The organism is Gluconobacter sp. P1D12_c (assembly GCF_018812105.1).
GTDB classification, from domain to species: domain Bacteria; phylum Pseudomonadota; class Alphaproteobacteria; order Acetobacterales; family Acetobacteraceae; genus Gluconobacter; species Gluconobacter oxydans_A.
In genome coordinates, this window is record NZ_JACSIQ010000295.1 from 1 (window position 1) to 519 (window position 519).

Here is a 519-nt window from a genome sequence, read left to right on the forward strand (position 1 = left end):
ATCATCATGCCTGATGACTGTCTTCAACTGGTCCCCATACGTGTCCTGCAACCACTTGACCGACCGAGCTTGCCAACGCTTACAATCGGCATCCATCTCACCTGGCCAAGACAGAACAATGCACGCCATAGTATTTTGAGTGCTTCTGATTTTCCTGCTCTTGCCATTCTTCTGAACATCAACAGCACCATCGCAAGCCTGCTCATGCTCACGCTCAAGAGCTTCTAAATCCTGACCAAAAACGAGAACCGGCTTGCCTGGATTTTCAACATGCAAACAGGCATCCGGATTTCTCCGGGTAGCCTCATCTATAGTCTCTTTAATATTCCACTTCTTAGACTTCGTTGCCTTGTCGGAAGGCTTTACAAGCACTTTACGACTCAGCATCTCAAAATGTGCGAATTGATAACTCATGACAACGATCCAAAAAATTTCTCGCAAATCGTTGAGAGTCTTCTTTTAAAATCATCAGACGTACAATTTTCCAAATCTAAATTATCGATACTCGAATACAAACCA

Annotated in this window: 1 protein-coding gene; it reads right to left on the minus strand. The window is 43.9% G+C overall.

Annotation, left to right across the window (positions count from 1 at the left end; all coding sequences use genetic code 11):
* Positions 1–414 (minus strand): plasmid recombination protein (locus KP705_RS16825; protein ID WP_215765087.1); only part of this gene is annotated, 414 nt, incomplete at its 3' end.
* Positions 415–519 lie beyond the last annotated feature (105 nt).